The organism is Pseudomonas sp. P4_D7, assembly GCF_056401755.1.
This window is the reverse complement of record NZ_JBFUIR010000018.1, coordinates 21,046-47,334: the sequence shown is the minus strand read 5'-3', so window position 1 is coordinate 47,334 and position 26,289 is coordinate 21,046. Positions and strand designations below refer to the sequence as shown.

General features: G+C 59.0%; 27 protein-coding genes and 1 other RNA gene. 21 read left to right on the top strand and 7 right to left on the bottom strand.

Features of this window, described 5'->3' with window-relative positions:
• The first annotated feature begins 14 nt into the window (after positions 1-14).
• Positions 15-752, top strand: a complete 738-nt coding sequence (locus AC1DVF_RS13995; protein WP_186624763.1) for a YiaD family glycine zipper/OmpA-like lipoprotein — start codon at positions 15-17, stop codon at positions 750-752.
• A gap of 254 nt (positions 753-1,006) precedes the next feature.
• Here the strand turns inward: AC1DVF_RS13995 and AC1DVF_RS13990 are convergent, their stop codons facing one another.
• Positions 1,007-1,441 (bottom strand): Z-ring associated ZapG family protein, encoded by a 435-nt coding sequence (locus AC1DVF_RS13990; RefSeq protein WP_007917055.1) that lies wholly within the window; start codon positions 1,439-1,441, stop codon positions 1,007-1,009.
• A gap of 144 nt (positions 1,442-1,585) precedes the next feature.
• Here AC1DVF_RS13990 and AC1DVF_RS13985 point away from each other — a divergent pair, with 144 nt between their 5' ends.
• From AC1DVF_RS13985 to zapE, 3 genes are all read left to right on the top strand, one after another.
• Positions 1,586-2,215, top strand: coding sequence for an alpha/beta hydrolase (locus tag AC1DVF_RS13985; RefSeq protein ID WP_477782629.1), 630 nt, complete (start codon positions 1,586-1,588; stop codon positions 2,213-2,215).
• A 24-nt stretch (positions 2,216-2,239) separates the two neighbouring features.
• The gene (locus AC1DVF_RS13980; RefSeq protein ID WP_320336344.1) at positions 2,240-3,595 is read left to right on the top strand and encodes a tryptophan--tRNA ligase; all 1,356 of its coding nucleotides are present in this window, start codon (positions 2,240-2,242) and stop codon (positions 3,593-3,595) included.
• A gap of 90 nt (positions 3,596-3,685) precedes the next feature.
• Positions 3,686-4,780, top strand: a complete 1,095-nt coding sequence (gene zapE, locus AC1DVF_RS13975; protein ID WP_034156483.1) for a cell division protein ZapE — start codon at positions 3,686-3,688, stop codon at positions 4,778-4,780.
• Positions 4,781-4,982: 202 nt separating this feature from the next.
• Here the strand turns inward: zapE and AC1DVF_RS13970 are convergent, their stop codons facing one another.
• Positions 4,983-5,879, bottom strand: coding sequence for a GlxA family transcriptional regulator (locus AC1DVF_RS13970; RefSeq protein ID WP_175555647.1), 897 nt, complete (start codon positions 5,877-5,879; stop codon positions 4,983-4,985).
• A gap of 250 nt (positions 5,880-6,129) precedes the next feature.
• Here AC1DVF_RS13970 and AC1DVF_RS13965 point away from each other — a divergent pair, with 250 nt between their 5' ends.
• Positions 6,130-7,266: an acyl-CoA dehydrogenase family protein gene (locus tag AC1DVF_RS13965; RefSeq protein ID WP_099757146.1), complete on the top strand. Its 1,137-nt coding sequence runs from the start codon at positions 6,130-6,132 to the stop codon at positions 7,264-7,266.
• Between the two features lie 102 nt (positions 7,267-7,368).
• Here the strand turns inward: AC1DVF_RS13965 and AC1DVF_RS13960 are convergent, their stop codons facing one another.
• Positions 7,369-8,409 carry an NADP(H)-dependent aldo-keto reductase gene (locus tag AC1DVF_RS13960; protein WP_099757145.1) on the bottom strand — a complete coding sequence of 347 codons (1,041 nt, stop codon included), beginning with the start codon at positions 8,407-8,409 and terminating at the stop codon, positions 7,369-7,371.
• A gap of 245 nt (positions 8,410-8,654) precedes the next feature.
• On the opposite strand from AC1DVF_RS13960, the gene rplM reads away from it, so the two are divergent.
• From rplM to AC1DVF_RS13925, 7 genes are all read left to right on the top strand, one after another.
• On the top strand, positions 8,655-9,083 hold the full coding sequence (gene rplM / locus AC1DVF_RS13955; RefSeq protein ID WP_007917032.1) for a 50S ribosomal protein L13: 429 nt from the start codon (positions 8,655-8,657) through the stop codon (positions 9,081-9,083).
• 14 nt (positions 9,084-9,097) lie between these two features.
• Positions 9,098-9,490, top strand: a complete 393-nt coding sequence (rpsI, locus tag AC1DVF_RS13950; RefSeq protein ID WP_008080273.1) for a 30S ribosomal protein S9 — start codon at positions 9,098-9,100, stop codon at positions 9,488-9,490.
• A gap of 269 nt (positions 9,491-9,759) precedes the next feature.
• On the top strand, positions 9,760-10,353 hold the full coding sequence (petA, locus tag AC1DVF_RS13945; RefSeq protein WP_003228055.1) for a ubiquinol-cytochrome c reductase iron-sulfur subunit: 594 nt from the start codon (positions 9,760-9,762) through the stop codon (positions 10,351-10,353).
• Positions 10,353-11,564, top strand: a complete 1,212-nt coding sequence (locus AC1DVF_RS13940; protein WP_093430693.1) for a cytochrome b — start codon at positions 10,353-10,355, stop codon at positions 11,562-11,564. Before petA ends, AC1DVF_RS13940 begins: the two co-directional genes overlap by 1 nt.
• Complete coding sequence (locus AC1DVF_RS13935; protein ID WP_477782628.1) at positions 11,564-12,346, top strand: cytochrome c1; 783 nt, start codon at positions 11,564-11,566, stop codon at positions 12,344-12,346. The genes AC1DVF_RS13940 and AC1DVF_RS13935 overlap by 1 nt, the downstream gene beginning before the upstream one ends.
• Before the next feature lie 146 nt (positions 12,347-12,492).
• A complete protein-coding gene (locus tag AC1DVF_RS13930; RefSeq protein ID WP_007917025.1) occupies positions 12,493-13,110 on the top strand; it encodes a glutathione S-transferase N-terminal domain-containing protein in 618 nt (205 codons plus the stop codon).
• Between the two features lie 16 nt (positions 13,111-13,126).
• Entirely contained in the window at positions 13,127-13,540 is a 414-nt protein-coding gene (locus tag AC1DVF_RS13925) for a ClpXP protease specificity-enhancing factor (protein WP_007917024.1), read from the top strand.
• Between the two features lie 51 nt (positions 13,541-13,591).
• Here the strand turns inward: AC1DVF_RS13925 and AC1DVF_RS13920 are convergent, their stop codons facing one another.
• From AC1DVF_RS13920 to AC1DVF_RS13905, 4 genes are all read right to left on the bottom strand, one after another.
• Positions 13,592-14,170 (bottom strand): BON domain-containing protein, encoded by a 579-nt coding sequence (locus tag AC1DVF_RS13920; RefSeq protein WP_007917023.1) that lies wholly within the window; start codon positions 14,168-14,170, stop codon positions 13,592-13,594.
• Entirely contained in the window at positions 14,167-14,760 is a 594-nt protein-coding gene (locus tag AC1DVF_RS13915) for a phosphoheptose isomerase (protein WP_093430691.1), read from the bottom strand. The genes AC1DVF_RS13920 and AC1DVF_RS13915 overlap by 4 nt, the downstream gene beginning before the upstream one ends.
• Positions 14,761-14,864: 104 nt before the next feature.
• Complete coding sequence (locus tag AC1DVF_RS13910; protein ID WP_093430690.1) at positions 14,865-15,227, bottom strand: YraN family protein; 363 nt, start codon at positions 15,225-15,227, stop codon at positions 14,865-14,867.
• Entirely contained in the window at positions 15,227-17,038 is a 1,812-nt protein-coding gene (locus AC1DVF_RS13905; RefSeq protein WP_477782627.1) for a penicillin-binding protein activator, read from the bottom strand. Before AC1DVF_RS13905 ends, AC1DVF_RS13910 begins: the two co-directional genes overlap by 1 nt.
• Positions 17,039-17,215: 177 nt before the next feature.
• Here AC1DVF_RS13905 and rsmI point away from each other — a divergent pair, with 177 nt between their 5' ends.
• The 9 genes from rsmI to mraY all read left to right on the top strand — a co-directional run bounded on the left by rsmI (position 17,216) and on the right by mraY (position 26,284).
• Entirely contained in the window at positions 17,216-18,121 is a 906-nt protein-coding gene (rsmI, locus tag AC1DVF_RS13900; protein ID WP_093430688.1) for a 16S rRNA (cytidine(1402)-2'-O)-methyltransferase, read from the top strand.
• Positions 18,122-18,194: 73 nt separating this feature from the next.
• An RNA gene (rnpB, locus tag AC1DVF_RS13895) (RNase P RNA component class A) lies at positions 18,195-18,548 on the top strand.
• 402 nt (positions 18,549-18,950) lie between these two features.
• Positions 18,951-19,406 carry a division/cell wall cluster transcriptional repressor MraZ gene (mraZ, locus tag AC1DVF_RS13890; RefSeq protein WP_007917012.1) on the top strand — a complete coding sequence of 152 codons (456 nt, stop codon included), beginning with the start codon at positions 18,951-18,953 and terminating at the stop codon, positions 19,404-19,406.
• Positions 19,403-20,350: a 16S rRNA (cytosine(1402)-N(4))-methyltransferase RsmH gene (gene rsmH, locus AC1DVF_RS13885; RefSeq protein ID WP_407047284.1), complete on the top strand. Its 948-nt coding sequence runs from the start codon at positions 19,403-19,405 to the stop codon at positions 20,348-20,350. Before mraZ ends, rsmH begins: the two co-directional genes overlap by 4 nt.
• Positions 20,347-20,640 carry a cell division protein FtsL gene (ftsL, locus tag AC1DVF_RS13880; protein WP_007917008.1) on the top strand — a complete coding sequence of 98 codons (294 nt, stop codon included), beginning with the start codon at positions 20,347-20,349 and terminating at the stop codon, positions 20,638-20,640. The genes rsmH and ftsL overlap by 4 nt, the downstream gene beginning before the upstream one ends.
• Complete coding sequence (locus AC1DVF_RS13875) at positions 20,640-22,379, top strand: peptidoglycan D,D-transpeptidase FtsI family protein (RefSeq protein ID WP_175559568.1); 1,740 nt, start codon at positions 20,640-20,642, stop codon at positions 22,377-22,379. The genes ftsL and AC1DVF_RS13875 overlap by 1 nt, the downstream gene beginning before the upstream one ends.
• The gene (locus AC1DVF_RS13870; protein ID WP_093430687.1) at positions 22,379-23,842 is read left to right on the top strand and encodes a UDP-N-acetylmuramoyl-L-alanyl-D-glutamate--2,6-diaminopimelate ligase; all 1,464 of its coding nucleotides are present in this window, start codon (positions 22,379-22,381) and stop codon (positions 23,840-23,842) included. Before AC1DVF_RS13875 ends, AC1DVF_RS13870 begins: the two co-directional genes overlap by 1 nt.
• Positions 23,835-25,202, top strand: a complete 1,368-nt coding sequence (locus AC1DVF_RS13865; protein WP_477782626.1) for a UDP-N-acetylmuramoyl-tripeptide--D-alanyl-D-alanine ligase — start codon at positions 23,835-23,837, stop codon at positions 25,200-25,202. The genes AC1DVF_RS13870 and AC1DVF_RS13865 overlap by 8 nt, the downstream gene beginning before the upstream one ends.
• Positions 25,202-26,284: a phospho-N-acetylmuramoyl-pentapeptide-transferase gene (gene mraY, locus AC1DVF_RS13860; protein WP_007917000.1), complete on the top strand. Its 1,083-nt coding sequence runs from the start codon at positions 25,202-25,204 to the stop codon at positions 26,282-26,284. The genes AC1DVF_RS13865 and mraY overlap by 1 nt, the downstream gene beginning before the upstream one ends.
• Positions 26,285-26,289 lie beyond the last annotated feature (5 nt).

Genomic DNA, 26,289 nt, shown 5'->3' with positions numbered 1-26,289 from the left:
ACCAGGAGCTCTCCATGTTCACCACGCGTCGTTTGATTATTGTCGCTACTGCCGTGGCCTTGCTGTCCGGCTGCGCCTCGCCTAACCCGTATGACAATCAGGGCCAGGCCGACGGTGGCTCCCAAGGAATGAGCAAAACCGCCAAATACGGCGGCCTCGGTGCACTGGCCGGTGCGCTCGCCGGTGCCGCCATCGGTCACGACAACCGTGGCAAAGGGGCATTGATCGGCGCCGCTGTGGTCGGTGCTTCCGCTGCCGGTTACGGTTACTACGCCGACCAGCAAGAAAAGAAACTGCGCGCGAGCATGGCCAACACTGGCGTTGAAGTGCAGCGCCAAGGCGATCAGATCAAACTGATCATGCCGGGCAACATCACCTTCGCAACCGATTCGGCGAACATCGCGTCCAGCTTCTACCAGCCGCTGAACAGCCTCGCGGGTTCGCTTAAAGAATTCAACCAGAACCAGATCGAAATCGTCGGCTACACCGACAGCACCGGCAGCCGCCAGCACAACATGGACCTGTCCCAGCGCCGTGCACAGAGCGTGGCGACCTACCTGACTTCGCAAGGTGTCAGCGGTACCAACCTCTCGGTCCGTGGTGCCGGACCGGACAACCCGATTGCCAGCAACGGTGATGTGAATGGCCGGGCGCAGAACCGTCGGGTTGAAGTCAACCTGAAGGCGATCCCGGGCCAGCAGTATGGTGGTCAGCAGCAACAGCAGCCGGGTACGGTTCAGCAGTATCCGTAAGCGCTTGTCAGAATGAAAAAAATGCCCGGTCCTGCGATCGGGCATTTTGTTGTCTGGCCTGTGCCGGCCCCTTCGCGAGCAAGCTCGCTCCCACAGGGTTAGGTGTGGAACACAACTTTTGTGTACATCATCAATTCCTGTGGGAGCGAGCTTGCTCGCGAAGGGGGCATAACAATCAGGCAAAAATCATCGGATACAAAAAAGCCCTCGGATACATCACTGTCCGGGGGCTTTTTGTTTTCAGCGAAGACTGATTACTTCTTCAGACCATAATGCTCATCGAGCATGCCCGGCGAGTTCGGGGTCTTCGGTGCGTAGTCGCGCGGCGGCTCCTGATCGCGCGGTGGCGTCAGGCGTTCGCGTGGCGCGACTGCCGCGTCAGCGTGCAGGGCAGCGATCAGGCGCTGGCGGGTCTGCTCGTCCAGGGCCAGACGATTGGCACCCTCGGCGAGATGATCCTGCACTTCCTGATAGCTCTGGGTCAGCTTCTTGACCAGCATCGCGGTGCTGTTGAAGTGGGTGACCACTTCGTTTTGATAACTGTCGAAACGCTCCTGGATATCATCCAGTTGACGCTGCGTACGGCTCGGCGCGGCGTTCGGCGCAACGCGCGCGATCAGGAATCCAATGGCGACACCCACAACCAGGGCAAGAGTCGGTAACAACCAAACTAAGAGCGAGTGTTCCACGAGTCCTTCCTCTATAAACGGCTTTGCTTTACGTTAACGGCTCGAACCTGCGCTGTATACCGCGATTCACTCGCAATAGATTGGCACAGACAATTTGCTAGACGAGTCGACCCGATTCGAGGTCACGGAGTTCCTTCCTTGCTGATGCGTGAAACCCCTGTAGTGATTGACGGCCCGGTGGGTCAACTTGAGTCTCTGTACCTGGATAACGAGCAGCCAATCGGCATCGCGCTGATCTGCCATCCGAACCCGGTGCAGGGCGGCACCATGCTCAACAAGGTTGTCTCGACCCTTCAGCGCACCGCGCGCGACGCAGGTCTGATTACCTTGCGCTTCAACTATCGCGGCGTTGGCGCCAGCGAAGGCGTGCACGATATGGGCACCGGTGAAGTCGACGACGCCCAGGCGGCGGCCAAGTGGCTGCGGGAAAAACACCCGAATCTGCCGCTGACCCTGTTCGGTTTCTCCTTCGGCGGATTTGTTGCAGCAAGTCTCGGCGGTCGACTCGAAGCGCAGGGCGTGCAGCTCAAGCACCTGTTCATGGTCGCCCCGGCAGTCATGCGTCTGGGTGAGCAGGATCAACTGCCGCAACATGGCGAACTCACGGTGATCCAGCCGGAAACCGACGAGGTCATCGATCCGCAACTGGTTTACGCCTGGTCGGAAAAACTCCAGCGCCCCCATGAGCTGCTGAAAGTGGCAGAATGCGGACACTTTTTTCATGGCAAGCTGACCGATCTCAAGGATCTGCTCCTGCCGCGTCTCTCGAATTGATTGCAGTCTGACAAGCGATTACCCATGACGAACCGTACCCGCATCCTCACCGGCATCACCACCACCGGCACGCCGCACCTGGGCAACTACGCCGGCGCCATCCGCCCGGCGATCCTCGCCAGCCGCGACAGCAATGCCGATTCGTTCTACTTCCTGGCCGACTACCACGCCCTGATCAAATGCGATGACCCGCTGCGCATCCAGCGCTCGCGTCTGGAAATCGCCGCGACCTGGCTGGCCGGTGGCCTCGATGTCGACCGCGTGACCTTCTACCGCCAGTCCGACATCCCGGAAATCCCTGAGCTGACCTGGCTGCTGACCTGCGTCGCCGCCAAAGGCCTGCTCAACCGCGCGCACGCCTACAAGGCCTCAGTGGACAAGAACGTCGAAACCGGTGAAGACCCGGATGCCGGCATCACCATGGGCCTCTACAGCTATCCGGTGCTGATGGCGGCGGACATCCTGATGTTCAACGCGCACAAGGTGCCGGTCGGTCGTGATCAGATCCAGCACGTTGAAATGGCCCGCGATATCGGCCAGCGTTTTAACCACCTGTTCGGTCAGGGCAAAGAATTTTTCACCATGCCTGAAGCACTGATCGAGGAAAGCGTGGCGACGTTGCCAGGCCTCGACGGTCGCAAGATGTCGAAGAGCTACGACAACACCATTCCGCTGTTCTCCAGCGCCAAAGAGATGAAGGATGCGATCTCGCGGATCGTCACCGACTCCAAAGCGCCAGGCGAGGCCAAGGATCCGGACAACTCGCACCTGTTCACCCTGTTCCAGGCCTTCGCCACGCCGGCGCAGGCTGACGAGTTCCGCAGCGAACTGCTCGGTGGTCTGGGTTGGGGCGAGGCGAAGAATCGTCTGTTCCAGTTGCTCGATAACGATCTCGGGGAAGCGCGCGACAAGTATCACCAGTTGATCGAGCGTCCGGCGGATCTGGAAGACATCCTGCAGATCGGCGCCAAGAAGGCCCGTGCCGTGGCGACGCCGTTCCTCAATGAATTGCGTGAAGCGGTTGGCCTGCGTTCTTTCGTCAATCAGGTGCAAGTCGCCGCGACCACCAAGAAGAAAGCCGCGAAAGCCGCGCGTTTCGTCAGTTTCCGTGAAGACGACGGTAGTTTCCGTTTCCGTCTGCTGGCGGCCGACGGCGAGCAATTGCTGCTGTCGCGCAACTTCGCCGACGGCAAAACTGCCGGGCAGGTGACCAAGCAACTGCAATCCGGCCAGCCACTGGACGTGCGCAGCGAAGACCTGAGCTTCAGCGTCTGGCTGGAGGGCGAGTGCGTTGGCGACAGCCCGGCATTCGCTGACACTGCTGCGCGGGACGCGGCCATCGAGGCTCTGCGCGTTGCGCTGACCCCGGTTCAGGACTAATCGGCGGCACGGTCCGACCAAGGGCCGATTGCCATTCCCACGGGCCGTCGCTACAGTGACGGCCCGTTTTTGTTGCCTTGCTAACGAATTATGACGCCCCTAGAACGATACCAAGCTGATCTGAAACGCCCGGACTTCTTCCATGACGCCGCGCAGGAAACTGCTGTGCGTCATTTGCAGCGTCTGTACGAGGATCTGATCGCCGCCGATCAGAACAAGCCGGGTCTGCTGAGCAAACTGTTCGGCAAAAAGGATCAGACGCCGGTCAAGGGCCTGTATTTCTGGGGCGGCGTGGGTCGCGGCAAGACTTACCTGGTCGACACCTTCTTCGAAGCACTGCCGTTCAAGGAAAAGACCCGCACTCACTTCCACCGCTTCATGAAGCGTGTGCACGAAGAAATGAAAACCCTCGGCGGCGAGAAAAACCCGCTGACCATCATCGCCAAGCGCTTTGCGACTGAGTCGCGGGTGATCTGCTTCGATGAGTTCTTCGTCTCCGACATCACCGACGCGATGATCCTCGGCACGCTGATGGAAGAACTGTTCAAGAACGGCGTGACCCTGGTCGCGACCTCGAACATCGTTCCGGACGGCCTGTACAAGGACGGTCTGCAACGTGCGCGTTTCCTGCCGGCGATTGCGCTGATCAAGCAGAATACCGAGATCGTCAACGTCGACAGCGGCGTCGACTACCGTCTGCGTCACCTCGAACAAGCCGAGCTGTTCCACTATCCGCTCGACGAAGCTGCTCACGAAAGTCTGCGCAAGAGCTTCAAGGCGCTGACGCCGGAATGCACTGCTGCGGTCGAAAACGATGTGCTGATGATCGAGAACCGCGAAATCCGTGCCCTGCGTACGTGCGACGACGTGGCGTGGTTCGACTTCCGTGAGCTGTGCGACGGCCCGCGTAGCCAGAACGACTACATCGAACTGGGCAAGATCTTCCACGCCGTGCTGCTAAGCGGTGTCGAGCAGATGAGCGTCACCACTGACGACATTGCGCGCCGCTTCATCAACATGGTCGACGAGTTCTACGACCGTAACGTGAAGCTGATCATTTCGGCTGAAGTCGAGTTGAAGGATCTGTACACCGGCGGCCGTTTGAACTTCGAATTCCAGCGTACGCTGAGCCGTCTGCTGGAGATGCAATCGCACGAATTCCTGTCGCGGGCGCACAAGCCTTAAGCAGAATCGCGAAACAAAAAAGGGCCTGCAATTGCAGGCCCTTTTTTTATCTCGAATTCACCGGCCCGCGCACACTGATCGTTCCCACGCTCCGCGTGGGAATGCATACCGTGACGCTCTGCGTCACATTCCGGGGCGGACGCAGAGCGTCCATTGGCAGCATTCCCACGCAGAGCGTGGGAACGATCAACGGGGGGGAGGGTTAGGCGGCTTGTTGGAACTGCTGCCGATACTGGTTCGGCGACAGTTCAGTATGCTGGCGGAACAGCCGCGCAAAGAAGCTCGCATCGTCGTAACCGACCTCATAACTGATGGTCTTGATGCTCTTGCGGCTGCCGGACAGCAAACCTTTCGCGGTTTCGATACGCAGGCGTTGCAGGTAATGCAATGGCTTGTCACCGGTGGCGGTCTGGAAGCGGCGCATGAAGTTACGGATGCTCATGCCGTGCTCGCGGGCGACGTCTTCGAAGCGGAACTTGTCGGCGAAATGCTCTTCGAGCCAGTGCTGGATCTGCAGGATAATCACGTCCTGATGCAGCTTCTGCCCACCGAAACCGATGCGTCCCGGCGCATAGCTGCGCTGCACTTCATAGAGAATGTCGCGGGCCACGGCTTGCGCGACGTTGGCCCCACAGAAACGCTCGATCAAGTAGATGTATAGATCGCAGGCTGACGTGGTACCGCCGGCGCAATACAAGTTGTCGGCATCGGTCAGGTGCTTGTCCTGATTGAGATAGACCTTGGGAAAGCGCTCGGCGAATGCATTGAAGAAACGCCAGTAGGTGGTCGCTTCCTTGCCGTTGAGCAGGCCGGCCTCGGCCAGCCAGAACACCCCGGTGGCTTCGCCGCACAACACCGCGCCACGAGCGTGCTGTTCACGCAGCCAGGGCAACACTTGGGGATAACGGCCGCACAGCGTGTCGAAATCGTCCCAGAACGCCGGGAGGATAATGACGTCGGCGTTTTCCAGGCCACCGTCGACCGGCATTACCACGTCACTGAAGCTGTTCACCGGTTTGCCGTCGGGGCTGACCAGGCGTGTTTCAAACGCCGGTGTCAGGCCGTGACCCAGTTGTTTGCCATAACGCAGGCTGGCCAGATGGAAGAAATCCTTGGCTTGCATGAGAGTGGAAGCGAAAACCCGGTCGATTGCCAGGATGCTGACGCGCCGCAAGGGCGTGGAGACTTGCTTGGACATAATTCAACTTTTGTTTTGTTTTTATAAGGGAAAGTGGTCACCAGACGGCTGGATCGTCTTATTTTTTGTCGGATGTGTCCAGTGTCCTGTGTCAGAGGGGAGGCTTAGTCTCTGAAGGCCATCTCCCGCCAACAACAAAGAAAGGTGCCGCATGATCCCCAGAACCTTGTTCAGCTCCGAGCACGAATTGTTTCGCGACAGCGTCCGCACCTTCCTCGAAAAAGAGGCGGTGCCGTTCCATGCGCAATGGGAGAAACAGGGCCATATCGACCGCAAACTGTGGAACAAGGCCGGGGAGGCGGGGATGCTCTGCTCGCACCTGCCGGAAGAATACGGCGGCCTGGGGGCGGACTTTCTCTACAGTGCGGTGGTGATCGAGGAGGTCGGGCGACTGGGCCTGACCGGCATCGGCTTCTCGCTGCATTCGGACATTGTCGCGCCGTACATCCTGCATTACGGCAGCGAGGCGCTGAAGCACAAATACCTGCCGAAACTGGTTTCGGGCGAGATGGTCACGGCCATCGCCATGACCGAGCCGGGGGCGGGTTCCGATCTGCAAGGTGTGAAGACCACCGCTGTGCTGGACGGTGACGACTATGTGATCAACGGTTCGAAAACCTTCATTACCAACGGCTTTCTCGCGGATCTGGTGATCGTGGTGGCCAAGACCGACCCAAAGGCCGGCGCCAAGGGCACCAGCCTGTTTCTGGTGGAAGCGGGTACGCCGGGTTTCGATAAGGGCAAGCGCCTTGAGAAGGTTGGCATGAAGGCGCAGGACACGTCGGAATTGTTTTTCCAGGACGTGCGCGTGCCGAAAGAAAACCTGCTGGGGCAGGCCGGGGCCGGGTTTGCTTATCTGATGCAGGAATTGCCTCAGGAACGTCTGACGGTGGCGATCGGTGGCCTGGCTTCAGCTGAAGCTGCGTTGCAATGGACGCTTGATTACACCCGCGATCGCAAGGCCTTCGGCAAAGCCATTGCCGACTTCCAGAACACCCGCTTCAAGCTGGCCGAGATGGCCACGGAAATTCAGATCGGCCGAGTGTTCGTCGATAAATGTCTGGAGCTGCACCTGCAAGGCAAGCTCGACGTGCCGACGGCGGCGATGGCGAAATACTGGGGCACCGATCTGCAATGCAAGGTGCTCGACGAGTGCGTGCAGTTGCATGGCGGTTACGGCTTCATGTGGGAGTACCCGGTGGCCCGGGCGTGGGCGGATGCGCGGGTGCAGCGGATCTATGCTGGCACCAATGAAATCATGAAGGAGATTATTGCGCGGTCGCTTTGAAATTCTGGTGACTGTCAGACCGCTATCGCGAGCAGGCTCACTCCTACAGGGGATCACCGTACCTGTGGGAGCAAGCCTGCTCGCGAAGCTTTTAGCGGTAAATCAAGGCGCTGGGTTCGGGTGATCCTTGTGAATCGCCTCGATCCCTGCCAGCACTTCATCGGAAAGCTTCAGATCAAAACTGGCAATGTTGCTGTCCAGTTGCTCAAGCGTCGTCGCGCCAATGATGTTACTCGTGACGAATGGTTGCTGAGTGACGAACGCCAAGGCCATCTGCGCCGGGTCCAGACCGTGCTCCCGGGCCAGCGCGACATAACGGCTGCACGCTGCTTCCGACTGCGCATTGAAATAGCGGCTGAAGCGACTGTAGAGGCTCAGGCGACCTTTCGGTGGACGAGCGCCGCCTTCGTATTTACCTGACAGGAAACCAAACGCCAACGGCGAATAGGCGAGCAGGCCGCACTGTTCGCGGATGGCGATTTCCGCCAGGCCCACTTCAAAACTGCGGTTGAGCAGGTTGTAGGGGTTCTGGATCGACACCGCGCGCGGCCAGCCACGCGCTTCGGCCAAGGCCAGAAAACGCATGGTGCCCCACGGGGTTTCGTTGGACAGGCCGATGTGGCGGATCTTGCCGGCCTTCACTTGCTCGTCGAGTGCTTCGAGAGTGTCTTCGAGCGGGGTCAGGTTGGCTTCGATCTTGTGCTTGTAACCCAGTTGTCCGAAAAAGTTGGTGCTGCGTTCCGGCCAGTGCAATTGATACAGGTCGATGTAATCGGTCTGCAGGCGCTCGAGGCTGGCGTCCACCGCTGCGGTGATGTGCTGGCGGTTATGGCGCAGGTTTTTGTCGCGGATGTAGTCGATGGTGTTGCCGGGGCCGGCGATCTTGCTGGCGAGGATCCAGTCGGCGCGGTCGCCGCGACTTTTGAAGTAATTGCCGATATAGCGCTCGGTGGTGGCGTAGGTTTCGGCTTTCGGCGGCACCGGGTACATCTCGGCGGTGTCGATGAAATTGATCCCGGCTTCTTTGGCCCGTTCAATCTGCGCGAAGGCTTCAACTTCAGTGTTTTGCTCGCCCCAGGTCATGGTGCCGAGGCAGATTGCACTCACGTTCAGGTCGGTACGGCCTAGCTGGCGATAGTCCATCGGGTGCTCCTTGGGCAAAACAATCATAAAAGCAGGTTGAAATATTTTTCGCAATCTGCATAATTGCCGACCTCTTTCTGCAGTGGAAGTGATGCGCCGCCGCCGAAGAATCTTGCCGTTGAACGGACGCGCCGACCCGAGCCCCCGAAAGCGTCTGTATCCGGCTGCCTTTGACTTGTCAAAGTACGCACTATTCAGTAAGATCCGCCGTCTAATTTACAGGGCGGCCCCTGAGGCTATAAAGAATGAAAACTTTTACTGCTAAACCGGAAACAGTAAAGCGCGACTGGTTTGTCGTCGACGCTGCTGGTCAGACCCTGGGTCGTCTGGCCACCGAAATCGCGAGCCGTCTGCGTGGCAAGCACAAGCCTGAGTACACTCCTCACGTTGACACCGGCGACTACATCGTCGTAATCAACGCCGAGCAGATTCGTGTTACCGGTGCTAAAACCACTGACAAAATGTACTACTCCCACTCCGGTTTCCCGGGCGGCATCAAGTCGATCAACTTTGAAAAGCTGATCGCTAAAGCCCCTGAGCGCGTGATCGAGACCGCGGTTAAAGGCATGCTGCCTAAAAACCCACTGGGTCGCGACATGTACCGTAAGCTGAAAGTCTATGCGGGCGCTGCACACCCACATACTGCTCAGCAGCCCCAAGAACTGAAGTTTTAACGGAATAGTACATTATGTCGGCGACTCAAAATTACGGCACTGGCCGTCGCAAGACCGCAACCGCACGCGTTTTCCTGCGTCCGGGTACTGGTAACATCTCCATCAACAACCGTTCGCTGGAAAACTTCTTCGGCCGTGAAACTGCCCGCATGGTAGTTCGCCAGCCGCTGGAGCTGACTGAGACTGTCGAGAAGTTCGACATCTACGTCACCGTGATCGGCGGTGGTGTAAGTGGTCAAGCTGGCGCAATCCGCCACGGCATCACTCGCGCTCTGATGGACTACGACGAAACCCTGCGTGGCGCTCTGCGCAAAGCTGGCTTCGTTACTCGCGACGCCCGTGAAGTTGAACGTAAGAAAGTTGGTCTGCGTAAAGCGCGTAAGCGTCCGCAGTACTCGAAGCGTTAATTCCGCTTCCGCGTTCAAAAAGAACGCCCGCCTCCTCACGGAAGCGGGCGTTTTTTTATGCCTGTGATTTATCAAAGAATTGCGCTGCGACAACTTGCCACTTCCGTAGACCCCCTATACTGCAAGGCTTGAGGGTAAGAGCTCCGGGTAATTCCCTTGTCAGAATTGGGGCTTTTCATTACCATTCGGCAAAATTTTTATAAGTAACATTGATTTATTTAGTAGATGCCTGATTTAACAGGCCACAAAAGCTGATGGGAGAGGACTGAATGAGCAATGACGGCGTGAATGCAGGCCGGCGTCGCTTCTTGGTAGCAGCCACATCCGTGGTGGGTGCTGCAGGAGCGGTGGGGGCTGCGGTCCCGTTCGTGGGGTCATGGTTTCCCAGTGCCAAGGCGAAAGCCGCCGGTGCACCGGTGAAAGTGAATGTCAGCAAAATCGAGCCAGGACAGCAGATGATTGCTGAATGGCGCGGCCAGCCGGTGTTCATTGTCCGCCGTACTGCGGAAATCCTGGGGAATCTCAAGAAGATCGAGGGCCAGCTCTCCGATCCAACCTCCAAAAACTCCACGCAACCCACCTATGTCGACCCTGAAGTGCGTTCGATCAAGCCGGAAATTCTGCTGCTGATCGGGATCTGCACGCACCTGGGTTGCTCACCAACTTTCCGTCCCGAAGTGGCACCTGCGGATCTCGGCAAAGACTGGGTCGGTGGCTATTTCTGCCCTTGCCACGGCTCCCACTACGATCTGGCTGGCCGCGTCTACAAGTCGCAACCTGCGCCTTTGAACCTGCCAGTTCCCCCGCATTCCTATGAGACCGATGACCTGATTGTCATCGGCGTCGATACGGAGAAAGCGTGATGAGCAAGTTCATGGATTGGGTTGATGCGCGCTTTCCTGCGACCAAAATGTGGGAAGACCATCTCAGCAAGTATTACGCTCCAAAAAACTTCAACTTCTTCTATTTCTTCGGCTCTCTGGCGCTGCTGGTGCTGGTCAACCAGCTCGTCACCGGCGTCTGGCTGACGATGAGCTACACGCCATCGGCAGAAGAGGCTTTTGCGTCTGTCGAAGGCATCATGCGTGACGTCAATCACGGCTCGATTTTGCGCCTGCTGCACGCTGTCGGCGCTTCGATGTTCTTCATCGTGGTGTATCTGCACATGTTCCGGGGCCTGCTTTACGGCTCGTACCAGAAACCGCGCGAGCTGGTCTGGGTGTTCGGCATGCTGATTTACCTGGCGCTGATGGCCGAGGCATTCATGGGTTATCTGCTGCCGTGGGGCCAGATGTCCTACTGGGGTGCCCAAGTGATCATCTCGCTGTTCGGTGCGATTCCGGTGATCGGTAACGACCTGACCCAGTGGATTCGTGGTGATTACCTGATCTCCGGAATCACTCTGAACCGCTTCTTCGCCTTGCATGTCGTGGCTCTGCCGATCGTGATTCTCGGTCTGGTGGTACTGCACATTCTGGCGTTGCACGAAGTCGGTTCGAACAACCCTGACGGCGTCGACATCAAGAAGCACAAAGATGAAAACGGCATCCCGCTGGACGGCATTGCTTTCCACCCGTACTACACCGTGAAAGATATTGTCGGTGTCGTGGTGTTCCTGTTTATCTTCTGCTTTATTGTGTTCTTCTTCCCGGAAATGGGTGGCTATTTCCTCGAAAAACCAAACTTCGAGCCGGCCAACCCGTTCAAGACGCCTGAGCATATCGCGCCGGTCTGGTACTTCACGCCGTTCTACGCGATCCTGCGAGCAATCCCTGACAAGCTCATGGGCGTTATTGCCATGGGCGCTTCAATTGCTTTCCTGTTTGTCCTGCCGTGGCTCGATCGCAGTCCGGTCAAATCCATGCGCTATAAAGGCTGGATGAGCAAAGTCTGGCTCGTCATATTCTGCGTTTGCTTTGTGCTGCTTGGCTGGACTGGCGTGAAAGCTCCGACGCCGTCTCTGACGTTGCTGTCGCAGGTCTGCACCTTCCTGTACTTCGCGTACTTCATCCTGATGCCGTTCTACACCAGGCTCGAGAAGACCAAACCGGTTCCGGAAAGGGTGACTGGCTGATGAAAAAGTTATTTTTTGCTCTGATTTTTGCTGCTCTGCCTGTTCTGTCCTTCGCCGCTGAACACGGTGGTCCGGAGCTGGAAAAGGTCGACATCGACGTTTCCGACAACGCTGCGCTGCAGGATGGCGCACGTACCTTTGCCAACTATTGCATGGGTTGCCACAGTGCCAAGTTCCAGCGTTACGAGCGGGTGGCCGATGATTTGGGCATTCCTCACGAAATGATGCTGGAGAAGCTGGTGTTCACTGGCGCCAAGATTGGCGATCACATGAACATCGGCATGCAGCCGGCAGACGCCAAGACCTGGTTTGGTGCCGCACCACCGGATCTGACCCTGGTCGCTCGCGTACGCGGCACCGACTGGCTCTACGGTTACCTGAAGTCGTTCTACGAAGATCCTGCACGTCCATGGGGCGTGAACAACAAGGTTTTCCCGAACGTCGGCATGCCTAACGTGCTGGTCGGCCTGCAAGGTCGTCAAGTCGTGGGTTGCAAACAGGTGCAGATCGTCGAAGGCGGCAAGAAGCAATATGATCCGCTGACCGGTACGCCTCTGACTCATGAAGCGTGCGATCAGCTGACCATCGTGCCGAAAACCGGTGCGCTGAACGAAGAGCAATTCGATGAGAAGGTCAAGAATCTGGTAACCTTCCTGGCTTACTCGGCTAACCCGGTTAAGCTGCAACATCAGCGCATCGGTACTTATGTCTTGCTGTACCTGGCGTTCTTCTTTGTGTTCGCCTACCTGCTCAAGCGTGAATACTGGAAAGACGTGCACTGATACGCTTCAAGCATTGCTGTTAATCGCGCGCGCCCAAGGGCGCCTCCGATAGCGCAACGTCTGGTTTGCCAGGTGTTGCCGGAGGCGCCCTCTGGGCGCGCGCGTTTTTCCGGTTCCGATAATTTCAACAAGCGAGGAGGATCGCCATGGGCGTGACCAATCGGTTGGCCTGTTACTCCGACCCCGCCGACCACTATTCCCACCGAGTGCGCATCGTGCTTGCAGAGAAGGGTGTCAGCGCCGAGATCATTTATGTGGAAGCTGGTCGCCAGCCGCCTAAACTGATCGAGGTAAACCCTTACGGCAGTCTGCCGACGCTGGTCGATCGTGACCTGGCGTTGTGGGAGTCGACCGTGGTGATGGAATATCTGGATGAGCGTTACCCGCACCCGCCATTGATGCCGGTTTATCCGGTGGCGCGTGCCAACAGCCGTTTGCTGATTCATCGAATTCAGCGCGACTGGTGTGGTCTGGTGGATCTGATTCTGGATCCCAAGTCCAAGGAGGCCGCGCGTGTCGTGGCGCGCAAGGAATTGCGTGAAAGCCTGACGGGCGTGTCGCCGCTGTTTGCCGACAAGCCGTTTTTCCTCAGTGAGGAACAAAGTCTGGTGGATTGCTGCCTATTGCCAATACTCTGGCGTTTGCCGATTCTGGGTATTGAACTGCCGCGGCCAGCCAAGCCGCTGCTTGATTATATGGAGCGCTCGTTTGCGCGTGAGGCTTTCCAGGCGAGTCTGTCTGGTGTCGAACGCGATATGCGCTAAGGCTTAAGGAGCCGCTATGAACTCCAGTCGACCTTATCTGGTCCGCGCGCTCTACGAGTGGATTGTTGATAACGATTGCACCCCGCACATGCTGGTCAATTCCGAGTACCCGGCAGTGCAGGTGCCGCAGGGTTTCGCCAGCGACGGGCAGATTGTCCTGAACATCTCGCCGAGTGCTGTGCGTCATCTGCACATGGACAACGACGTGGTGACCTTCGAGGGTCGCTTCGGTGGCGTTCCGCACAGCTTGTACGTGCCGATCAGCGCGATTCTGGGTATCTACGCCCGGGAGAACGGTCAAGGCATGGTGTTTGATCTCGAGTCGCCGATGGATGACGAAGAAGAGATCGAGTCGGATGACGACTTGCCGCCACCGGACAGCGAGCCGCCGCGACCTAGCGGCCGGCCAAGCCTGAAAGTGGTGAAGTAATAAAAAAGGCGATCCGGATGGATCGCCTTTTTTATTACATAGGGTTGTGCGTCAGTCGATGTATTCGAACAGCTTGACGATTTTCTGTACGCCGGAAACACCCTGAACCAGGTTGGTCGCCTGAGTGGCTTCCTGTTTGGTCAGCAGGCCCAGCAGGTAGACGATGCCGTTCTCGGTCACGACCTTGATGCGCGAACCGGGAATGCTGGCGTCGGTGAGCATCTGGGTCTTGATCTTGGACGTCAGCCAAGTGTCATTCTGGCGAGCCAGGAAGCCGGACGGCGGTATGACCTGCAGTTCGTTATGAACAGTTTTTACCCGTTGCACGGCGGCTGCCGCTTGCTCGGCTTTGGCTTTCAAGTCAGCGCGAGGCGTTTGACCGGCCAGCAAGACAACACCGTTGAAACTGGTGACGACGATGTGCGAGTCGTTGTCCAGTGCCGGGTCGGCCTTGGCCACGTTCACACCGACTTTGGTTTCGATCAACGAGTCATCGATCTTGCTACCGAAGGTGCGCGTGCCACGGTCGTCGTCGATCGGTGCTTCACGGCTGGCGTTCACCACTGAGGTGCAGCCGCTGATGCCGAGGCACAGGGTCAAGGCCAGAAGGCCAAGGCGATTAGGGGTCATTCTTCACTCCCGAACAGTTGGCTGTCGATCAGATCGCAGAGGCAATGGATCGCCAGCAAGTGGACTTCTTGAATACGTGCAGTGACATTGGCCGGTACGCGGATCTCGACGTCTTCGGGCAGCAGCAGTGACGCCATGCCGCCACCATCGCGTCCGGTCATAGCTACGACAATCATTTCGCGATCATGTGCGGCCTGGATCGCTTGAATAATGTTCGCCGAGTTGCCGCTGGTCGAAATCGCCAGCAGCACATCGCCCGACTGGCCGAGGGCGCGGATCTGCTTGGAGAACACTTCGTTGTAGCTGTAGTCGTTGGCGATCGAGGTGATCGTCGAGGTATCGGTGGTCAGCGCAATCGCCGGCAGGCTCGGACGCTCGCGCTCGAAGCGGTTGAGCAGCTCCGAGGAAAAATGCTGAGCGTCGCCGGCCGACCCACCGTTGCCGCACGAGAGCATTTTGCCTCCGTTGAGCAGGGTGTTGACCATGATCTGGCTGGCTTGCTCGATGTGCGGTGCAAGTACGTCCATCGCCTGTTGCTTGGTGTCGATACTGGCCTGGAAAAGCTGGCGAATTCGGGATTGCATGTCCATCTGTGTGACCTTAAGTAGCGCGGCTGTCCGGCACATGAATGTGCAGCCCGCAAAGCAAAGAGCAAAATTTGTCGGTGGGATTGTCCGGGTCGCAACGCCGACGATCAACTGTCGAAAGCATTCTGCAACCAGTTCAGCTGACTCGGATGGCTGTCGATGGCCACCACGTCGAAGCGGCAAGGGGAATTGGCCCAACGCGATTCGCGCTGAAGAAAATACTGTGCAGCGAAAATCAGTTTCTGCTGCTTGCGCCCATCGATGCTAGCGAGCGCGCCACCCCATTGAGTGTTTTTTCTGTAGCGAACTTCAACGAATACTACTGTATCGCCATCAAGCATGACCAGATCAAGCTCGCCGCGTTTGCATAACCAGTTCTGCGCCAGCAGGCGCAGACCTTGTTGTTGCAGATGCTCGAGCGCCTGGCGCTCGGCATCCTTGCCGCTTTGCGAGCGTGACCTGTCAGGCATCAGCGCGGGGTGTCCGGCAGGCGCTGCACCTGCCCGCTGACGAACTGCGCCCAAGGCAATTGACGCACGACGCGTTGGGTCTGGGTCATGCCGAGGCTGCCCGACTCACCGTCGATGCGGCTGTCTGGCAGGGCTTTGAGTTGACCCAGGCGTGGTGCAAGACGATAGGCATCCACACCCATCGCGTACAGGCGGCCGAGGCTGCCGGCGGCTTGCGGCCACTGCGCAACCACTTGCTGACGCAGTGGATCGCTGGAGTCCAGCAGCCATGGGGTTTCGCAGAAGCGAATGCCGTTCATGTCGTTGTACTGATTCACGTCGCCGCTGGCGCTGTAAACGTGCGACGTCGCGTACACCGGAACGTCACCTGCGTACTGGAAGTTCAGGGTTGGCTTGATCTGCTGAGCCTGTTGCGGGGTTGCGGCGAGGAAGATGAATTCGATGTCCTGACGGCGCGAAGGCTGCGCGGCGACGTTGGTGCCGGCGGCATTCTGCAGGCTCTTGGCGCGCGCTTCGCTTTGACGCAACTGGAACATGTCGGCGATCTGCTGGGCCAGTTGCACCGGCTGATCAACGCGCTCGGTCGCTACGATGCTGCCACCATTCGCTTGCCAGTCCTGGCTGAAAGCACGCAGTACGCGATCGCCCCATTCGCCTTTCGGCACCATGATCGCGGCGCGGTGCAGGCCATCGGCACGGGCGCGGCGCGAGACTTCGCGGGCTTCGTCTTCAGCGGCCAGGCCAAACTGGAACAATTGCGCCGGGCCTTGATCACCTTCGCTGTAGTTCAGCGCGAGGGTGGTGATCGGCAGTTGCGGGCGGGTACTCAGTTGCTTGACCAGTGGTTTTTCCAACGGGCCAACGACCAGTTGCACGCCGTCAGCCTGGGCCTTGCGGTAGAACTCGTCCATCGAAGTCAGTTTCGAGCTGTCGTAGAACTCGATTGCTGGGGGCTTCTGTCCGGCCTGTTGCGCCTGGTAGTGCGCAGCCATGAAGCCTTCACGTAGCGCCTTGCCAACAGCGGCCAGCGGGCCGTCCTGTGGCAGCAGCAGGGCGATCTTGCTCAGTGGCTGGCTGGCCAGTTCCTTGAGTTTGGTCAGCGGCAACGGCAGGTTGATAGCCGCCGGGTGCTTTGGATTTTGCGCGCGCCAGGTGTCGATCGCCGCTTGCTGCTGTTCCAGGGTGCCAGCGGATTTCACTGCCATGGCCAGGCCCATCCAGCCGCCGAGGTCGTCGGTGCTGTTCGGTTGCAGTTGATCAGTTGGCAGCGAGCCGATCAGGGTCCAGATCGCTTCGTGGTTCTTGCTCGCGGCTTCGCCTTGCAGCATCGGCGCGATGAACACGCGCTCGCGGGCAGCGGCCAGGGTCTGGCCATCGGCCTCAAGGGCGCGGGCATGTACGGTGCCGGTGCGCACTTGCTGCTCTTCAGGCATCTCGCCCAAGTGCTGCAGGCTTGGGTGGCTCAGGGCGGTCAGCGCGGCTTTCGGCTGATTGCGCGTCATCGCCAGTTCAGCGTTCAAGGTGCTGGCGAAAATCTGCTGGCCGGGCTTGAGTTGCTCCATCGGCACTTGTTGCAGGATTTGCGCGGACTGTCCGGCATTGCCCTGACGGTAGGCCAGGTCTGCGGCGCTCAGGCGCAACAGGGCGGCTTTTTCCGGGGTTTTCGCCTGGCTAGCCTGTTCGAGCAGTTGCTCGATGCTGGCATCCGGGGTCCGTGGAAGTTCGCCAAGGCTGGAGGAAGGGGAGCTGACGCAAGCCGCCAACAGGGCAGCGAGGCAGAAGGCAGTGAACAGCCGCAGGCAAGCGATCATGTAAGTGTTCCTGATACTCGATCAAATTAGCGTCGAATTGTACCCAAGCACTGGCCGGGGCGCGATGTTACTGGCGTGAATCGGACGATTTAGCTGAAGTAAATGTTGCAGTGCTGCATAACCACGCACAAAACCGTGGTGGCTCGAAGCGCGTCGCAAGCCTCGTGTCGCGCTACAATGGCCGCTTTTACCGATCACGAGGTGTGCGCTTTGACTGCTCCAGGTTCCCTGAATTCCGCTGCTGGCTCGCTTTATGTGGTGGCGACGCCCATCGGCAACCTGGACGACATCAGCGCCCGGGCCCTGAAGATCCTCCGCGAAGTGGCATTGATCGCTGCCGAAGACACCCGTCACTCGGCGCGCCTGATGCAACACTTCGGGATCGGCACGCCGCTGGCCGCGTGTCACGAACACAATGAACGAGATGAAGGTAGCCGTTTTATTACCCGCTTGCTGGCGGGTGATAACGTCGCGTTGATTTCCGATGCGGGGACGCCGCTGATTTCCGATCCGGGGTATCACTTGGTGCGTCAGGCCCGCGCGGCCGGGATCAATGTCGTGCCAGTGCCGGGTGCCTGTGCGCTTATTGCCGCGCTGTCGGCGGCCGGTCTGCCGTCTGACCGTTTCATTTTCGAAGGTTTTCTGCCGGCCAAATCGGTCGGACGCAAGGCGCGACTGGAAGCGGTTAAAGAAGAGCCGCGTACGTTGATTTTCTACGAGGCCCCGCACCGCATTCTTGAATGTCTGCAGGATATGGAAGCCGTGTTTGGCGGTGAGCGCCAGGCATTGCTCGCCCGCGAGATCACCAAGACCTTCGAAACGCTCAAAGGTCTGCCATTGGCCGAGTTGCGCGCGTTCGTCGAATCCGACAGCAATCAGCAGCGTGGCGAATGCGTAGTGCTGGTGGCGGGCTGGACGGCACCGGAGTCCGAGGATGCGGTCAGCAGCGAGGCGATGCGTATTCTTGATCTGTTGCTCGAAGAGATGCCGCTCAAGCGTGCCGCCGCGTTGGCAGCACAAATCACTGGCGAGCGCAAAAACGTGCTGTATCAGGTCGCGCTGGAGAAACAGAAAGGCGTGTAGGCCGTCACCCATAGCGGTCTTGAGGCTTTTAGCGCTTGTTCTTCGGGCGCTCTGCCGTTAACCTTCGCGGCGGAGAGTCGATCGGACAGTCGCTGCCCTCTATGAAAATTAGGGGGGGGAGGAAAGTCCGGGCTCCATAGGGCGAAGTGCCAGGTAATGCCTGGGAGGCGTGAGCCTACGGAAAGTGCCACAGAAAATAACCGCCTAAGCGCTCAAGCGCCGGTAAGGGTGAAAAGGTGCGGTAAGAGCGCACCGCACGTCTGGCAACAGTTCGTGGCTAGGTAAACCCCACTTGGAGCAAGACCAAATAGGGTCCCAAGGCGTGGCCCGCGCTGGGACCGGGTAGGTTGCTAAAGATGTCCAGTGATGGCCATCGTAGACGAATGACTGTTCAAGACAGAACCCGGCTTACAGATCGACTCTCCACCTTTTTCTTTCCCTGCTTGAATCATTGGCAACAGGGCTGTGTAATATCAGCAGGCCTGCTCTGAAAGTCCGGCAGCGGCAAACGCAGTAATAGCCATTTCCCACCTTGCTTCAATCAACAGCAGAAGCGCTTTTGTAATACCGAAAAAATCTTACTCTTAACAAATTACTTTAACTTTCGAGCGCAGCTTTCAGTGCTGCATCAAGTTATTGGTCAAAAGTATCCGTCAGATTCTCGTTGCACCTCCTTTTATGCTCCTAAATCTCCGTTCTGTAAGGGTTTTCCTTTAATCCGCGCCTTGACGGTGTGGTGGGCGCATTCCTATAGTGTGCGCAAGTGGCGGAAAGTGGCATGAAGTGGGTTTTTTGAGCTCAAAACGATAAAAATTGGAGAAACGCAGACGTGTTTCGCGGAGCTAACGCTATCAGTCTCGATGCAAAGGGCCGTCTCGCCATGCCGAGCCGGTACCGTGACGAGCTCGATTCGCGCAGTTCTGGCCAATTGATCGTGACCATTGATGCCGTTGATCCGTGTTTGTGTGTCTATCCGCTCGACGAGTGGGAAATTATTGAAACCAAGTTGCGCGCGCTTCCTTCGCTTCGCGAAGAGAACCGTCGCCTGCAACGTTTGCTGATTGGTAATGCCGTCGACCTTGAACTCGATGGCAGTGGTCGTTTTCTGGTTCCACCGCGTCTGCGCGAATACGCCAAGCTCGATAAGCGCGCGATGCTGGTAGGCCAACTGAACAAGTTCCAATTGTGGGACGAGGATGCATGGAATGCGGTATCTGCCGCTGACCTTGCTGCTATTCAACAACCGGGCGCGATGCCTGATGAACTGCGTGATTTGATCCTGTGACTATTGATAGCGGCTTTAACCACATCACCGTACTGCTTGACGAAGCCGTCGAGGCTCTCGCCGTACGTCCTGATGGCTGCTATCTGGACGGCACGTTCGGGCGCGGCGGACACAGCCGGTTGATTCTCAGCCAGCTCGGCACGGACGGCCGGCTCATCGGATTCGACAAAGATCCACAAGCGATTGCCACCGGGCAAACGCTAGCGGCCGAAGACGGCCGCTTTGTCGTTGTGCAGCGCAGCTTTGCCGAACTGGGTTCGGTGGTTGCCGAGCAAGGTCTGACCGGCAAGGTCAGCGGCATTCTGCTTGACCTCGGCGTGTCTTCGCCGCAGCTCGACGACGCCGAGCGCGGCTTCAGTTTCCTCAACGACGGCCCGCTCGACATGCGCATGGACCCGTCCCGTGGCATCAGCGCTGCCGAATTCGTCAACACCGCGCCGGCTGAGGAAATCGCCCGGGTGTTCAAGGAATACGGCGAAGAACGTTTCTCCGGTCGTATGGCCCGCGCCGTCGCCGAGCGTCGCGATATCAAGCCGTTCGAGCGCACTGCCGATCTGGCCGAAGTATTGAAAGTCGCCAACCCGGCATGGGAAAAGGGCAAGAACCCGGCCACCCGTGCATTCCAGGGTTTGCGTATTCACGTCAACAACGAACTGGGTGATCTGGAAGCCGGCCTCGAAGCCGCGCTGGATGCTCTGGAAATCGGCGGCCGCCTGGTGGTGATCAGCTTCCACTCGCTGGAAGACCGCATCGTCAAACTGTTCATGCGCAAACTGGTGAAAGGCGAAGCCGACAACCTGCCGCGCAACCTGCCGGTGCGCCATGTCGCGTTCGAACCGAAAATCAAAGTCCATGGCAAAGCGCAGACGGCCTCCGACGCCGAACTCAAAGCCAACCCACGTTCCCGTAGCGCCGTCATGCGCGTCGCGGAGAAGCTGCGGTGAGCAAGCTTTTCGCCAAGCCACTGCCCGGCGGCAGCTTTCTGATGCTGCTGCTGTTTATCGGCGTGCTCGTCTCGGCCATCGCCGTGTCGTACAGCGCGCACTGGAACCGGCAGTTGCTCAACACCCTTTATAACGAACTCAGCGTGCGCGACAAGGCGCAGGCCGAGTGGGGGCGTCTGATTCTCGAGCAGAGCACCTGGACCGCGCACAGCCGCATCGAAGTGCTGGCCACCGAACAACTGAAAATGCACATTCCGGGCGCGGCTGACGTGAAGATGGTGGCGCCATGATGAAACTCGAAGGCGCACTGTTCCCATGGCGCTTCCGCCTGATGGTGGCGCTGCTCGGCGTGATGGTCGCGGCGATCTGCTGGCGCATCATCGACTTGCAAGTGGTTGACCGTGACTTCCTCAAAGGTCAGGGCGATGCGCGCAGCCTGCGTCATATTCCGATTCCGGCTCACCGTGGTCTGATCACCGACCGTAACGGCGAGCCTTTGGCCGTAAGTACCCCAGTGACCACGCTGTGGGCCAACGCCAAGGAAATGCAAACGGCCAAAGAGAAGTGGCCGGCACTTGCTGCCGCGCTGGGTCAGGATCCGAAAGCCCTGACCGAACGACTCGAAGCCCAGGCCAACAAAGAATTCATTTATCTGGTGCGCGGGCTGACCCCCGAGCAAGGCCAGGCTGTGCTCGATCTGAAGGTCCCTGGCGTCTACGGCATCGAAGAATTCCGCCGGTTCTACCCGGCCGGTGAAGTCACCGCGCACATGGTCGGTTTTACCGACATCGATGACCACGGTCGTGAAGGTGTCGAGCTGGCTTATGACGAATGGCTCGCCGGGGTGCCGGGCAAACGACAAGTCATCAAGGATCGGCGCGGTCGGCTGATCAAGGATGTTCAGGTCACCAAAAACGCCAAGGCCGGCAAGCCCTTGGCGTTGTCCATTGACCTGCGTCTGCAATATCTGGCCAACCGCGAACTGCGCAACGCGATCATTGAGAACGGCGCGAAGGCCGGCAGCCTGGTGATCATGGACGTCAAGACCGGCGAGATTCTCGCCATGGTCAACCAGCCGACCTACAACCCGAACAACCGTCGCAATCTGCAACCGGCAATGATGCGTAACCGCGCGATGATCGACGTGTTCGAACCGGGTTCGACCATGAAAGCCATCTCGATGGCGGCTGCAATCGAAACCGGCCGCTGGAAACCGAGCGACACCGTCGAGGTGTATCCGGGCTCCCTGCAGATCGGCAAATACACGATCAAGGACGTTTCCAAGAGCGAAGGTCCGGTGCTCGACTTGACCGGCATCCTGATCAATTCCAGTAACGTCGGCATGAGTAAGGTCGCGTTCGATATCGGCGGCGAAACGATTTTCCGTCTCGCGCAGAAAGTCGGTCTCGGCCAGGACACCGGCCTCGGCTTCCCGGGCGAACGTGTCGGCAACCTGCCGAACTACCGCGATTGGCGCAAGGCTGAAACCGCGACCCTGTCCTACGGCTACGGTATTTCCGTGACCGCGATTCAGTTGGTGCACGCGTTCTCGGCACTGGCCAACAACGGTCGTCTCGCGCCGTTGACCCTGATCAAAACCGACAAGCCGCCGCAGACCACGCAAGTGCTGCCGGAAGCCGTGGCGAAAACCTTGCAAGGCATGCTCACCCAGGTGATCGAAGCGCCGCGCGGCGTGTTCCGTGCGCAGGTGCCGGCGTATCACGTGGCGGGTAAGTCGGGTACTGCGCGTAAGACCTCGGTGGGTACCAAGGGCTACGCGGAAAACTCTTATCGCTCGCTGTTTGCCGGTTTCGGCCCGATGAGCGATCCGCGTTACGCCATCGTTGTCGTGATCGATGAGCCAAGCAAGGCCGGTTACTTCGGTGGTCTGGTTTCCGCGCCGGTGTTCAGCCGTGTGATGTCCGGCACCCTGCGTCTGATGAACGTAACGCCGGACAACTTGCCGACCACACAGCAGGCCAACGCCACCCCGGTCATACCGCTGAAAGCCAATGGAGGGCGCGGCTGATGTCATTAAGTCTGAACAAGATATTCCCCCACGCCGGCCACGATCTGTTGATCCGTGAATTGGCGCTGGACAGCCGCAACGTACGCGCGGGCGATTTGTTCCTCGCCGTGCCCGGCGGCAAATTCGATGGCCGTGCACACATTGCCGATGCTCTGGCGCGCGGCGCTGCCGCTGTGGCCTATGAAGTGGAAGGCGCCACCGTGCTGCCGATCACTGACGTGCCGCTGATTCCGGTCAAAGGCCTGGCCGCGCAACTGTCGGACATCGCCGGGCGTTTTTACGGTGAGCCAAGTCATCACCTGAACCTGATTGGCGTGACCGGTACCAACGGCAAGACCAGCGTGACTCAATTGGTTGCGCAGGCGCTGGATCTGCTCGGCCAGCATTGCGGCATCGTCGGGACCTTGGGTTCCGGCTTCTATGGCGCACTGCAAAGCGGTCTGCACACCACGCCGAATCCGATCGCCGTGCAAGCGACCCTGGGCGACCTGAAAAAGGCCGGCGCCAAAGCCGTGGCCATGGAAGTGTCGTCCCACGGTCTGGATCAGGGCCGCGTGACGGCGCTGGCGTTCGACGTGGCGGTGATGACCAACCTGTCCCGCGATCATCTGGATTATCACGGCACCATGGAGGCGTACGCCGAGGCCAAGGCCAAGCTGTTCGCCTGGAATGATCTGAAGTGCCGCGTGGTCAACCTCGACGACGATTTCGGCCGGCAGTTGGCCGCGGAAAAACGTGAATCGCGCTTGATCACCTACAGCCTGCTCGACAGCAGCGCTTACCTGTTCTGCCGCGAAGCACAGTTCGACGACCACGGCGTGCGCGCCACGCTGGTTACGCCGCAGGGCGAACATCATCTGCGCAGCACCTTGCTCGGTCGTTTCAACCTGAGCAACGTACTGGCAGCCGTCGGTGCCTTGCTCGGTCTGGATTACGCGCTCGACGAAATTCTCAAAGTACTGCCGAAACTCGAAGGCCCGGCCGGGCGCATGCAGCGTCTTGGTGGTGGCACTCAGCCGTTGGTGGTGGTCGATTACGCGCACACCCCGGACGCGCTGGAAAAAGTCCTGACCGCGCTGCGCCCGCACGTTAAAGGTCAGCTGCTGTGCCTGTTCGGCTGCGGCGGTGACCGTGATCGCGGCAAGCGTCCGTTGATGGCCGAAGTGGTCGAACGTCTGGCCGATCAGGTGCTGGTCACCGACGACAACCCGCGCACCGAAGATCCAGCAGTGATTTTCGACGACATCCGCGCCGGCTTCACGGCAGTGGATAAAGTCACCTTCGTCGCCGGCCGGGGCCAGGCGATTGCGCAACTGATTGCCGGCGCCTCGGCTGATGACGTGATTGTTCTGGCCGGTAAAGGTCACGAGGACTACCAGGAAATCAACGGCGAGCGCCATGCCTTCTCCGATCTGGTCGAGGCTGATCACGCCCTGACCGCGTGGGAGGTGGCCCATGCTTAAGGCCCTGAAACTCAGCGCACTGACCAACGCGCTCGACGCACGTTTGATCGCCGCCGATGCCAGTTTCGACGGCGTCAGTATCGATAGCCGTGCGATCCAGCCGGGTCAACTGTTTATAGCGTTGACCGGCCCGCGTTTCGACGGTCATGACTACTTGAACGATGTCGCCGGCAAAGGCGCCGTCGCTGCGCTGGTCGAGCGCGAAGTCGCCGACAGCACCTTGCCGCAACTGCTGGTCAAAGACACCCGTCAGGCCCTCGGTCAATTGGGCGCGTTGAACCGTGCTGCTTTCACTCAGCCAGTCGCTGCCATCACTGGCTCCAGCGGCAAGACCACCGTCAAGGAAATGCTCGCGAGCATCCTGCGCACGCGCGGTCCGGTATTGGCGACCCGTGGCAATCTGAACAACGACCTCGGCGCGCCGCTGACCCTGCTCGAACTGGCCCCGGAGCACACCTCGGCGGTGATCGAACTGGGTGCCTCGCGCCTCGGCGAAATCGCTTACACCGTTGGCCTGACCAAGCCGCACGTGGCGATCCTCAACAATGCCGGCACCGCGCACGTCGGTGAGTTTGGCGGCCCGGAAAAAATCGTCGAAGCCAAAGGCGAAATCATCGACGGGCTGGCGGCTGATGGTGTCGCCGTGCTCAACCTCGATGACAAAGCCTTCGGTATCTGGAAGGCCCGTGCAGGCGCGCGCAAAGTGCTGACTTTCGCCCTGAGCAACACTCAGGCGGATTTCTACGCCAGTGACTTGAGCACCGATGCTCGTGGTTGCCCGGCTTTCAATCTGCACACACCTGAAGGTGTCGAGCACGTTCAACTGAACCTGCTCGGCACCCATAACGTCGCCAACTCCATGGCCGCCGCCGCTGCCGCGCACGCCTTGGGCGTGTCGCTGTTCGGCATCGCCACCGGGCTTGGCGCCGTGCAACCGGTCAAGGGGCGCACCGTTGCGCAACTGGCGAAAAACGGTATGCGCGTGATTGATGACACTTACAACGCAAACCCCACCTCGATGTGCGCGGCCGTTGATATACTCGCTGGCTTTTCCGGCCGCACCGTCCTGGTGCTCGGAGATATCGGCGAGTTGGGCGATTGGGCGGAGCAGGGGCACCGCGACGTGGGCGAGTACGCCCGGGGCAAGGTTTCCGCGCTTTATGCCGTTGGGCCAAACATGGTTCACGCCGTAAACGCTTTCGGTGAACAGGCGTATCACTTCGGCAGCCAAGCCGAACTGATTCAGGCCCTCGACGCCGAGCAGGACACAAACACCACCATTTTGATCAAGGGTTCGCGCAGTGCGGCGATGGAAAACATCGTTGCGGCTCTGTGCGGGTCCAGTCTGGAGAAACATTAATGCTGCTGCTGCTAGCGGAGTATCTGCAACAGTTCTACAAAGGCTTCGCGGTCTTTCAGTACCTGACCCTGCGCGGGATTCTCGGTGTACTGACCGCGCTGGTTTTGTCGCTGTGCTATGGCCCGTGGATGATCCGCACCCTGCAGAACCGTCAGATCGGTCAATCCGTGCGTAACGACGGCCCGCAATCGCACCTGTCCAAGTCGGGTACACCGACCATGGGCGGCGCACTGATTCTGTCTTCGATTGGTGTCAGCACACTGCTCTGGGCTGACCTGAGCAACCGTTACGTCTGGACTGTTTTGCTGGTGACTCTGCTGTTCGGCGCCATCGGTTGGGTCGACGATTACCGCAAGGTCATCGAGAAGAACTCGCGTGGCTTGCCGAGCCGCTGGAAGTATTTCTGGCAGTCGGTGTTCGGCCTCGGCGCGGCGATCTTCCTTTATATGACCGCCTCCACCCCGGTGGAAACCACGCTGATCCTGCCGATGCTCAAGGACTACAGCATTCCGCTGGGCCTCGGTTTCATCGTGCTGACTTATTTCGTGATCGTTGGCTCAAGCAACGCGGTCAACCTGACTGACGGCCTCGACGGCCTGGCGATCATGCCAACCGTGATGGTCGGCGGTGGCCTCGGCATCTTCTGCTACCTGTCGGGTAACGTGAAATTCGCTGAATACCTGCTGATTCCTTACGTACCGGGCGCGGGCGAGCTGATTGTGTTCTGCGGTGCACTGATCGGCGCGGGTCTTGGCTTCCTCTGGTTCAACACCTATCCGGCGCAAGTGTTCATGGGCGACGTCGGTGCCCTGGCACTCGGCGCGGCACTGGGCACCATCGCGGTGATCGTCCGTCAGGAAATCGTCCTGTTCATCATGGGCGGTGTGTTCGTGATGGAAACCCTGTCAGTCGTCATTCAGGTTGCGTCCTTTAAGCTGACCGGTCGCCGTGTGTTCCGCATGGCACCGATACACCACCATTTTGAACTCAAGGGCTGGCCCGAGCCGCGCGTGATCGTCCGTTTCTGGATAATCACCGTGATTCTCGTGCTGATCGGCCTTGCCACCCTGAAGCTGAGGTAGAACGA

Bases quoted from the DNA above. Each gene is read 5' to 3' on its own strand.
- AC1DVF_RS13995 (WP_186624763.1), top strand. From the start codon at position 15: ATGTTCACCACGCGTCGTTTGATTATTGTCGCTACTGCCGTGGCCTTG.
- AC1DVF_RS13985 (WP_477782629.1), top strand. From the start codon at position 1,586: ATGCGTGAAACCCCTGTAGTGATTGACGGCCCGGTGGGTCAACTTGAG.
- AC1DVF_RS13980 (WP_320336344.1), top strand. From the start codon at position 2,240: ATGACGAACCGTACCCGCATCCTCACCGGCATCACCACCACCGGCACG.
- zapE (WP_034156483.1), top strand. From the start codon at position 3,686: ATGACGCCCCTAGAACGATACCAAGCTGATCTGAAACGCCCGGACTTC.
- AC1DVF_RS13965 (WP_099757146.1), top strand. From the start codon at position 6,130: ATGATCCCCAGAACCTTGTTCAGCTCCGAGCACGAATTGTTTCGCGAC.
- AC1DVF_RS13960 (WP_099757145.1), bottom strand. From the start codon at position 8,409: ATGGACTATCGCCAGCTAGGCCGTACCGACCTGAACGTGAGTGCAATC.
- rplM (WP_007917032.1), top strand. From the start codon at position 8,655: ATGAAAACTTTTACTGCTAAACCGGAAACAGTAAAGCGCGACTGGTTT.
- rpsI (WP_008080273.1), top strand. From the start codon at position 9,098: ATGTCGGCGACTCAAAATTACGGCACTGGCCGTCGCAAGACCGCAACC.
- petA (WP_003228055.1), top strand. From the start codon at position 9,760: ATGAGCAATGACGGCGTGAATGCAGGCCGGCGTCGCTTCTTGGTAGCA.
- AC1DVF_RS13940 (WP_093430693.1), top strand. From the start codon at position 10,353: ATGAGCAAGTTCATGGATTGGGTTGATGCGCGCTTTCCTGCGACCAAA.
- AC1DVF_RS13935 (WP_477782628.1), top strand. From the start codon at position 11,564: ATGAAAAAGTTATTTTTTGCTCTGATTTTTGCTGCTCTGCCTGTTCTG.
- AC1DVF_RS13930 (WP_007917025.1), top strand. From the start codon at position 12,493: ATGGGCGTGACCAATCGGTTGGCCTGTTACTCCGACCCCGCCGACCAC.
- AC1DVF_RS13925 (WP_007917024.1), top strand. From the start codon at position 13,127: ATGAACTCCAGTCGACCTTATCTGGTCCGCGCGCTCTACGAGTGGATT.
- AC1DVF_RS13920 (WP_007917023.1), bottom strand. From the start codon at position 14,170: ATGACCCCTAATCGCCTTGGCCTTCTGGCCTTGACCCTGTGCCTCGGC.
- AC1DVF_RS13915 (WP_093430691.1), bottom strand. From the start codon at position 14,760: ATGGACATGCAATCCCGAATTCGCCAGCTTTTCCAGGCCAGTATCGAC.
- AC1DVF_RS13910 (WP_093430690.1), bottom strand. From the start codon at position 15,227: ATGCCTGACAGGTCACGCTCGCAAAGCGGCAAGGATGCCGAGCGCCAG.
- AC1DVF_RS13905 (WP_477782627.1), bottom strand. From the start codon at position 17,038: ATGATCGCTTGCCTGCGGCTGTTCACTGCCTTCTGCCTCGCTGCCCTG.
- rsmI (WP_093430688.1), top strand. From the start codon at position 17,216: ATGGCCGCTTTTACCGATCACGAGGTGTGCGCTTTGACTGCTCCAGGT.
- AC1DVF_RS13875 (WP_175559568.1), top strand. From the start codon at position 20,640: ATGAAACTCGAAGGCGCACTGTTCCCATGGCGCTTCCGCCTGATGGTG.
- AC1DVF_RS13870 (WP_093430687.1), top strand. From the start codon at position 22,379: ATGTCATTAAGTCTGAACAAGATATTCCCCCACGCCGGCCACGATCTG.
- AC1DVF_RS13865 (WP_477782626.1), top strand. From the start codon at position 23,835: ATGCTTAAGGCCCTGAAACTCAGCGCACTGACCAACGCGCTCGACGCA.
- mraY (WP_007917000.1), top strand. From the start codon at position 25,202: ATGCTGCTGCTGCTAGCGGAGTATCTGCAACAGTTCTACAAAGGCTTC.